The following is an 8,731-nucleotide window of genomic DNA, read 5'->3' on the forward strand; positions in this document are numbered from 1 at the left end:
TCGGCGCTCACAGGAGCGCGGGCGCCGCGCCGAGCAGGGTGCGGGTGTAGTCGTCCTGGGGGTCGTCGAGCACGCGCGCGGCGGGGCCGGACTCGACGATGCGGCCGCCCTGCATGACGACGATCTCGTCGGAGACGTGGCGCACCGTCTGGATGTCGTGCGAGATGAAGACCATCCCCAGGTCGAGCTCGGCCTTGAGGTCGGCGAGCAGGTTGAGGATCTGGGCCCGCACGGACACGTCGAGCGCGGACGTGGGCTCGTCGGCGACGATCACGTCCGGCGCGAGCGCGAGGGCTCGCGCGATGGCGACGCGCTGGCGCTGCCCGCCGGAGAGCTGGCCGGGCAGCGCGTCGAGCGCCGACTCGGGCAGCCCCACGAGGTGCACGAGCTCGCGGACGCGCGCCTCGCGCGACGCGGCGTCGCCGACGCGGTGCACGTCGAGCGGGTCCCGCAGGGCGTCCCGCACGCGCATGCGGGCGTTGAGCGCGGTGGCCGGGTCCTGGAAGACGACGGACACGACCCGCCCGACGTCGCGCCGCACGCGCGTCGTGTACTTGTCGACCGGCTGCCCGCGGAAGCGGATCTCGCCGGACGTCGGCGCCTGCAGCCCGACGAGCACCTTCGCCATGGTCGACTTGCCCGAGCCGGACTCGCCGACGATCCCGAGCGTGCTGCCGCGGCGGACCGCGACGCTGACGTCGTTCACGGCGTGCACCCGGTTGGCCTTGAAGAGCGTGCCCGTGCGGGCCTTGAAGACGACGTGCACGCCGCGCAGCTCGACGACGGGGGTGTCGTGGTCGGTCGCGGACCCCCGCTCCACGGCGGTCGGGGTCTGGTCGGTGGCGCTCATCGCGTCCCTCCGGTGGTGATCGGGGCGGGGCCACCGCCCGCGACGGCGCCGACCGGCTCGTCCGGCGGCATCGCGACGAGGTGCTGCCCGTCCGCGTCCACGGCGCGCAGCACGGGCCGCACGTCGAGGCCGCGGTCGGGGCGCGACGAGCGCGGCGCGAACCGGTCGCCCGTCGGGAAGTCACGCGGCGACGGGACCGTGCCGGGGATCTGGTGCAGGCGCGTGGAACGCTGCTCGATCGAGAGCACCGCGCCGAGCAGGCCCTGCGTGTACTCGTGGCGGGGGTCGGTGAGCAGCTCGCTCGTGGGCGCCTGCTCGACGACCTGGCCCGCGTACATGACCGTGATGCGGTGCGCGATCTGTGCGACGAGCGCGAGGTCGTGGCTGACGAACACCATCGCGAAGCCGAGCTTGACGCGCAGCTCGTCGAGCAGCGCGACGACCTGGGCCTGGACGGTGACGTCGAGCGCCGTCGTCGGCTCGTCCGCGATGACCAGCTTCGGGTCGCGCGTGAGGGCCATGGCGATGAGCACGCGCTGGCGCTGCCCGCCGGAGAGCTCGTGCGGGTAGCTCTTGAGCGTGCGCTCCGGGTCGAGGCCCACGAGCTCGAGGAGCTCCTCGGCCGTGCGGGTCCCGCCGCGGCGCGTGAGCTGCTTCATCTGCGCACGGACGAGCATCGACGGGTTGAGCGAGCTCAGCGCGTCCTGGTAGATCATCGCGATCTCGGTGCCGCGCAGCGCCGCGCGCTCGCGGTTGCCCATCGCGAGCAGGTCCTTGCCGCCGTAGCGGATCTCGCCGCTGATCTGCGCGGAGGGGTCCAGCAGGCCCATGACGGCGAGCGAGGTGATCGACTTGCCGCAGCCGGACTCGCCGACCAGTGCCATGGTCTCGCCGGGGCGGACCGAGAAGGAGACGTCGTCGACGACCGCGACATCGCCGTGGCGCGGGAAGCGGATGGACAGGTTGCGCACCTCGAGCAGGGGCTCGGCGTCGCCGTCGTACACGGGCCGGTCCGTGCGCGCCGACTCGGCCGCGCGCAGCGTGGCGAGGCGCGAGGCGAGGGGCACGGCCCGCCCGACGTGCGGGACGTCGGGCTCGACGTCGGGCACGACCGGCTCGGACTCGGCGAGGCGTGCCTCGTCCGCCGTCTCGACCGGCTCGTCCGCGTCCATCGCGGTGAGCTCGGCGGCGACGGCCGCGTCGTCGGAGTCGGTCGCGACGGCCTTCGCCGGGGTGGCGCGCGTCGCCCGCGGGGCGGCGACCATCGCGTCCGTCATGCCCTCGGACAGGATGTTGAGGCACAGGACGGTGAGCATGATGGCCAGGCCCGGGAAGAACGTCGCCCACCAGTAGCCGCCCATGACGAGGTCGCGGCCGGCGGCGATGATGTTGCCCCACGAGGGCTCCGGGTCGGGGACGCCCGCCTGGATGAAGGACAGCGACGCCTCGAAGACGATCGCGTCGGCCACGAGCACGGTGGTGAACACGAGCACGGGCGCCGCGCAGTTGCGGGCGACGTGCTTGGCGAGGATCCAGGCCGTGCGCGCGCCCATGACGCGGGTCGCGGCGACGTAGTCCTCGCCGTACTGGTCGAGGATGTTGGCCCGCACGACGCGCGTGAGCTGCGGCGTGTAGAGGAACGCGATCGTCAGCACGAGCACGGGCAGCGAGCGACCGAAGACCGAGACGAACACGGCGGCCAGCGCGATGCCGGGGAACGACATGACGATGTCGAGCACGCGCATGAGCGTCTCGGAGACGCTCTTGCGGGCCGTCGCGGCGACGGCGCCGAGCACGGCGGCCGCGGCGAGCGCGATGGCGGTGGCCCCGAGGCCGATGACGAGCGAGTACCGCGCGCCGTAGACGACGCGGGAGAAGATGTCGCGGCCCTGACGGTCCGTGCCGAACCAGTTCTCCGCGCCCGGGGGCTGGACGGGCGTGCCGGTGGCGAGCGGGTCGTGGCTCGCGACGAGCGGCGCGAAGACGGCCGCGAGCGCCACGAGGAGCACGAACGCGAGGGAGATCTTGGACCCGAGGGGCAGCGCGCGCAGGCGCAGCCCGGGGGTCGAGAGTCGTTCGGTGAGCTGTCGGCGCACGTCACACCGTCCTGATCCGCGGGTTGACGAGCACGTAGAGCATGTCGACCACGATGTTGATGAGCACGAACGCGAGCGCCACGGTGAGGGTCACGCCCTGCACGAGGTTGGGCTCGTTGTTGGTGACGCCGTTGAGGATGAGCGTGCCCATGCCGGGCAGCGCGAAGATGATCTCGATGACGACGGCGCCGCCGATGAGGTAGCCGACGCGCAGGCCGAGGACCGTGATCGGGGTGATGAGCGCGTTGCGCAGCACGTTGCGCCCCACGACGACGTGGCGCGGGATGCCCGCGCCGATCGCGGTGCGGACGTAGTCCTTGTCGAGCTCCTCGACGACGGACGTGCGCACGACGCGCGTGAGCTGGCCGACGACGGGGATCGCGAGCGCGAGCGCGGGCAGCGTCATGCGCGCGAGGTAGCCGCCGAGGTCCTCGGACGGGTCGGGCAGGGGCCCGCTCGCGGGCAGCCACCCGGCGCTCAGCGTGACGACCTGGATGAGCAGCACCGCGAGCCAGAACGACGGCGTCGCGAGGGACGCGACGGACACGACGCGGATCGCCTTGTCGGGCCAGCGGTCGCGGTAGAGCGCGGCGAGGATGCCCATGACGAGCGCGGCCACGACGGCGATGACGAGGCCCATGAGCGTGAGCTGCAGGGTGATCGGCAGGGCGCGCGCGACCTCGTCGGCCACGGGCACCTGGCGGGCGCTGAACGTGCCGAGGTCCCCGTGCAGGAGGCCGCCGAGGAACGCGACGTACCGGACGAGGAGCGGGTCGTTGAGCCCGTTGGCCTCGCGGTACGCCTCGCGCGCCTCGACCGAGGCGCCCTCGCCGAGGGCCTGGATCGCGGGGTCGACCTGCGAGAACGACATCACGAGGAACACGAGGAACGTGATGCCGAGGATCATGATCGGCAGCTGCAGGAGGCGGCGTCCGACGAGTCGCAGCAGCGCGCTCATGGTCGACCTCCTGGTGCGTCGGGGGTGCGGTGCATGTCTGTCCGTTCTGGGTGCCGGGCGGGTACCGGGCCCCTCGCCGGGGCGGGCGAGGGGCCCGGGGTCGGTCGGCGCCGAGGGCTACGCGCCCGCGGCTACTTGACGAGGCCGGCGTCGAGGAACGACAGGCCCGTGATGGGCAGCGGCTTGAAGCCGGAGAGCGTGTCGCCGTCCCACGCGGTCGGCAGCTTGCGGTGCAGCAGCGGGTAGAGCGGCACCTCGGTGGAGATCAGGTCGAACGCCTGGTTCCACAGCTCCTGCTGCTCGTCGCCCGACGTGCGGACGGCGGCGTCGAGGATGCCCTGGAGCTCGGCGAACTTCGGGTCGTCGTTCCAGCGGTAGCGCGACTGCGACCACACGTTGTCGCCGTACCACCAGCGCATGAGCAGGTCGGGGTCGTTGCCGAAGACGGACGGGTCGCCGGGCGCCACCATGACCTGCAGGTCGCCGTTGTCGACCTTGGTGTACTGGCCGCCGGACTGGCCGATGTCGAGCGTCGTGTCGACGCCGATCGCGTCGAGGTTCTCCTTGATGAGCGGCGCGATGTCCGCGACCCAGCCGGTGTCGGTGGTGAGCAGCGTGATGGACAGGTCGCTCACGCCGGCCTCGGCGAGCAGCGACTTCGCCTTCTCCGGGTCGTACGAGTAGACGGTCGACGCCTCCTGGTAGTTCGGGTGGCTCTGCGGCAGGAAGCTCGTGGCCGCGGCGCCGTTCCCGAGCAGGCCGTTGTCGATGATCTTGTCCATGTCGAGCGCGTAGAAGAACGCCTGGCGCACGCGGACGTCGTCGAACGGGGGCAGGTCGGTGTTGAACATCATGAAGAGCGTGCCGAACGACTGGACCGACTCGACGTCCACGGCGCCCTCGAGCGTCGGGACGTCGATGTAGGGGACGTCCTCGATCGCGCTGACCGTGCCGGAGCTCATCGCGGTGACGCGCGCCGCGGGGTCGGACAGCAGGTTCCACACGAGACCGGCGGCCAGCGCGGGACGACGGCCGTTGTAGTCGTCGAAGCGCTCGAACGTGATCTTGTCGTCGGGCGTCGCCTGGGTCATCTTGAACGGGCCGGTGCCGACGGGCAGGGCGTTGAACGCCTCGTAGTCGGACTCGACGAGCGCCTTCGGGACGACCTTGACGACCGAGAGACGCTCGGGGACGAGGCTGAACGGGTACTTGAGGTTGATCGAGACCGTGTCCTCGTCGACGGGGGTGACGGACTCGATGAAGTCGATGAAGCCGGCGTAGAGCGACTCGCTCGCCGGGTCGAGGACGCGCGCGAAGCTGAAGACGACGTCGTCGACGGTGACGGGCGTGCCGTCGTGGAAGACCGCGCCCTCGCGGATGTCCACCTCGTAGTGGGTGTCGTCGACCTGCGCCGGGAGGTCGGTGCCGAGCGCCGCGTAGACCTCGCGCGTCGCGGGGTCGAGCTCGGTGAGTCCCTCGAACACGTGCCAGTTCGCGGCTACTGTCACGGCACCGGTGGTGATCATCGGGTCGAAACCACCGGAGAGGGAGTACGAGATGCCCGCCTCGATCACGGCGTCCTGGTCGATCTCGCCCTGGGCGGCGGTGCCCTCGGTCGGGTCGTCCTGCGCGGCGTCGCCACCCGAGCACGCCGCGAGGCCGAGCGCGAGCACGACGCCCGCGGCGACCGCAGCGACTCCCCGGCGACGGGGAGGTGAGCTGACGTGAAGCTTCATTGGTTCTCCTGACATGAGACCGACACTCTTCCGGAGAGAAGATGTCTGATGTCTGACGTTGTGTAGCATGACACTAGGACCAGAAACCGAAGGGGTCAAGATGGCGACACCACGGCGGAGGAGCTTCGCGACGCTCGACGCCTCCAGAGCCGGCAGCACCGGTGCGACCGCACCGCGGCGGACCACCACCGCCGACCGGATCAAGGACTTCATCCTCGGCGAGGGGCTGCGGCCCGGGGACCCGCTCCCCACCGAGGCCGAGCTGTGCGAGCACCTCGGCGTCTCCCGGTCGAGCGTGCGCGAGGCGATCCGCACCCTGTCGACCCTCGACATCGTCGAGGTCCGCCACGGGCACGGCACGTTCGTCGGGAGCATGTCGCTCGACGCGCTCGTCGAGGCGCTCGTCTTCCGCGGCGTCCTGTCCCCGGGCGACGACCTGCGGGCGCTGCGCGACGTCGTCGAGGTGCGCCAGTCCCTCGACCTCGCCATGGCCGAGCGCATCGTCGCGAGCCTCACCGGGACGTCGAACCCCGAGCTGCACGCCCTCGTCGACGAGATGGTCGCCGCGGCGTCGCAGGGCCAGTCGTTCCCCACCCAGGACCGGGCCTTCCACACCGGCCTGCTCGCGCGGCTCGACAACTCGCTCGTCGGGCAGCTCGTCGCCGCGTTCTGGGACGTGCACACCGCCGTGATCCCCAAGCTCGGGCTCTCCGTCGCCGCCGACCTCGACCAGACCGCCCGCGCGCACGGCGCGATGCTCGACGCCGCCGAGGCCGGCGACGTCGACGCGTTCCGGGCCGCCGTCGCCTCGCACTACCAGCCGATCGACCGGGCCCTCGGGGTGACGACCGCGTGAGACCCCAGCACCTCCCCCCGGCCGGGCGACCGTCGAGCCGCCGCCCCGTCGGGATCGCCGTCGTGGGCATCGGGGCGTTCGCGCGCGAGCACCTGACGGCCCTCGCGGCGCTCGACGGCGCGGACGTGCGCTGGGTCGTCGGGCACGACCTGGAGCGCACCCGTGCGCTCGCGGCGCTCGTCCCCGGTGCCCGGGCGACGACCGCCCTCGACGAGGCGCTCGCGGACGACGCCGTGCACGCCGTGGACGTCGTCACCGCGACGCCCACGCACGCGCGCGACACGATCGCCGCGGGCGAGGCCGGCAAGCACGTCCAGGTCGAGAAGCCGGCGGCGCTGTCGCTGCCCGAGCTCGACGCGATGGTCGCGGCGACCGAGGGCCGGGGCACGACGCTCGTCGTCGGGCAGACCGTGCGCTTCCAGCCCGCCGTGACGGCGCTCGCCGCCGCGGCCCGCCGGGGCGAGATCGGCACCCCGCGGCTCGCGCACATCTCCTGGTACACGGGCCACGCGTGGCCCGCCGGGTGGCGCGGCTGGCAGCTCGACCCGGAGCTCTCGGGCGGGCACCCCGTGCACAACGGCACCCACATCATGGACGCCGCGACGTGGCTGCTCGACGACGAGCCGGTCGAGGTCTTCGCGCGCGGCTTCCGCACGTTCTCGCCCGACATGGAGTCGCCCGACTCGTTCCACGTGCAGCTCCGCACGGCGTCGGGCGCGCTCGCGACGCTCGAGCTCTGCTACGCGCTGCGCCGCCGCGGCGAGCTCGTGCGCCGGGTCGTGCTCGTGGGGACCGAGGGGACGCTCGCGCACTCGACCACCGAGGAGGACGGCCTGCACTCCGACGCCACGACCGCCCCACCCGTCTCCGTCGAGGGCGCGCTGGGGATCCAGCTCGCGCACTGGCTCGACGTGGTGCGCGGCGACGCGGCGCCCGTCGTCACGACGCCGCAGGTGCGGGCCGCGCTCGCGACCGCGCTCGCCGCGCAGCGCTCGCTCGTCTCCGGGCGGCGCGAGCGCGTCGCCGACGTCCCCGGCTACGCGACCACGGGGGTGGCCGCATGAGCACGACCCTGCGCGTCGCGTTCGCGTCGGCCGTGCGCCACGCGGCCGACTACCTGCGGATCCTCGGCGCCGACGACCGCGTCGAGCTCGTCGGCGTCGTCGAGGAGGCGGACGCGCCCGGCTGGGTGCGGGACGACTCGCGCGCCGTCGCCGAGCGCGCCGGAGTGCCGTACGCCGAGGTCGCCGACGTGGCCGCGGTCGCGGAGGGCCTGGGCAGCGCGGTCGACCTCGTCGTCGTGTGCGCCGAGCCGACCCGGCACGCGCGCCTGGCGGCGGCGCTGCTGGAGGCGGGCCTCGACGTGCTCGTCGACAAGCCCGTCGCGACGACCCTCGCCGACGCCGACCACCTCGTCGCCGTCGCCGCCCGCACGGGGCGCACGTGCGCCGTCGTGAACCGCACGCACGCGCCCGCGCTGCGCCGTCTGCGCGCGTGGGTCGACGCCGGCCACGTGGGCCTGCCGCGCCACCTGGACCTCGAGTTCCTCGCGTCCGGCGCCCACTTCGCGACGTCGGTCGAGCGCCCGGGCCTCGTCGTCGACCGCACGCTCTCCGGGGGCGGCGAGCTGCTGAACTTCCTCGGCTACTGCGCCGACGCGGCGCACCACCTCACCGGGCTGCGCACCGTCGAGGTGCACGCCTTCGCGGGGTCGCTGTTCCTGGAGCCGCACCGCGAGGCCGGGGTGGAGGACACGGCGGTCGTCACGCTGGAGCTGGAGCGCGGCGTGACCGCGACGATCACCCTCGGGCGCGTCCCGTTCGCACCCGGCGGGACGCCCACCACGTCGTCGGTGCGGCTGCTCGGGTCGCACGGCCACGCCGTCGCGGACGACGACGCCCCGGCCGTCGCGCGGTTCGGCGCGGACGGTCGGACGACGATCGCCGCCGACGCCGGCCAGGTCGCCGCGGCGGCGTACCTGCGGCACGTGGTCGGGGCGGTGCTGGCCGGCGGACGGCCGGACTACGGGATCGAGGAGGCGCGCGCGTCGCTCGCCGTGATCGACGCGGCGTACCGCTCGGTCGAGACGGGCGACGTGGTCGTGGTGGAGCACCGGACGGTGCCCGAGGAGGCGAGGGTCTGATGGAGGTCGTGATCGCTCCGGCGGAGCGGTTGGCGGTGCTGGCTGCGGATGCCGTGGAGGCGGTGGTGCGGTCGGGTCCGGGGGCGGTGCTG

At 73.3% G+C, this 8,731-nt stretch carries 7 protein-coding genes; 3 read left to right on the forward strand and 4 right to left on the reverse strand.

The window, feature by feature from the left end; all coding sequences use genetic code 11:
• Window positions 1-7: 7 nt before the first annotated feature.
• The 4 genes from BXA05_RS04265 to BXA05_RS04280 all read right to left on the reverse strand — a co-directional run bounded on the left by BXA05_RS04265 (window position 8) and on the right by BXA05_RS04280 (window position 5,640).
• Complete coding sequence (locus BXA05_RS04265) at window positions 8-850, reverse strand: ABC transporter ATP-binding protein (protein WP_076404012.1); 843 nt, start codon at window positions 848-850, stop codon at window positions 8-10.
• On the reverse strand, window positions 847-2,946 hold the full coding sequence (locus BXA05_RS04270; RefSeq protein WP_076404013.1) for a dipeptide/oligopeptide/nickel ABC transporter permease/ATP-binding protein: 2,100 nt from the start codon (window positions 2,944-2,946) through the stop codon (window positions 847-849). Before BXA05_RS04270 ends, BXA05_RS04265 begins: the two co-directional genes overlap by 4 nt.
• Before the next feature lies 1 nt (window position 2,947).
• On the reverse strand, window positions 2,948-3,904 hold the full coding sequence (locus tag BXA05_RS04275) for an ABC transporter permease (RefSeq protein WP_021481963.1): 957 nt from the start codon (window positions 3,902-3,904) through the stop codon (window positions 2,948-2,950).
• A 131-nt stretch (window positions 3,905-4,035) separates the two neighbouring features.
• Window positions 4,036-5,640, reverse strand: coding sequence for an ABC transporter substrate-binding protein (locus BXA05_RS04280; RefSeq protein ID WP_076404014.1), 1,605 nt, complete (start codon window positions 5,638-5,640; stop codon window positions 4,036-4,038).
• A gap of 100 nt (window positions 5,641-5,740) precedes the next feature.
• On the opposite strand from BXA05_RS04280, the gene BXA05_RS04285 reads away from it, so the two are divergent.
• From BXA05_RS04285 to BXA05_RS20645, 3 genes are read left to right on the forward strand one after another with little or no spacing between them, the layout of a single operon-like run.
• The gene (locus BXA05_RS04285; protein WP_021481961.1) at window positions 5,741-6,496 is read left to right on the forward strand and encodes a FadR/GntR family transcriptional regulator; all 756 of its coding nucleotides are present in this window, start codon (window positions 5,741-5,743) and stop codon (window positions 6,494-6,496) included.
• Window positions 6,493-7,560: a Gfo/Idh/MocA family protein gene (locus tag BXA05_RS04290; RefSeq protein ID WP_076404015.1), complete on the forward strand. Its 1,068-nt coding sequence runs from the start codon at window positions 6,493-6,495 to the stop codon at window positions 7,558-7,560. Before BXA05_RS04285 ends, BXA05_RS04290 begins: the two co-directional genes overlap by 4 nt.
• The gene (locus tag BXA05_RS20645; RefSeq protein ID WP_076404016.1) at window positions 7,557-8,639 is read left to right on the forward strand and encodes a Gfo/Idh/MocA family protein; all 1,083 of its coding nucleotides are present in this window, start codon (window positions 7,557-7,559) and stop codon (window positions 8,637-8,639) included. Before BXA05_RS04290 ends, BXA05_RS20645 begins: the two co-directional genes overlap by 4 nt.
• The last annotated feature ends 92 nt before the right edge of the window (window positions 8,640-8,731 follow it).

This window comes from Cellulosimicrobium funkei (assembly GCF_900155925.1).
GTDB lineage: Bacteria > Actinomycetota > Actinomycetes > Actinomycetales > Cellulomonadaceae > Cellulosimicrobium > Cellulosimicrobium funkei.

Bases quoted from the DNA above. Each gene is read 5' to 3' on its own strand.
- BXA05_RS04265 (WP_076404012.1), bottom strand. From the start codon at position 850: ATGAGCGCCACCGACCAGACCCCGACCGCCGTGGAGCGGGGGTCCGCG.
- BXA05_RS04275 (WP_021481963.1), bottom strand. From the start codon at position 3,904: ATGAGCGCGCTGCTGCGACTCGTCGGACGCCGCCTCCTGCAGCTGCCG.
- BXA05_RS04280 (WP_076404014.1), bottom strand. From the start codon at position 5,640: ATGAAGCTTCACGTCAGCTCACCTCCCCGTCGCCGGGGAGTCGCTGCG.
- BXA05_RS04285 (WP_021481961.1), top strand. From the start codon at position 5,741: ATGGCGACACCACGGCGGAGGAGCTTCGCGACGCTCGACGCCTCCAGA.
- BXA05_RS20645 (WP_076404016.1), top strand. From the start codon at position 7,557: ATGAGCACGACCCTGCGCGTCGCGTTCGCGTCGGCCGTGCGCCACGCG.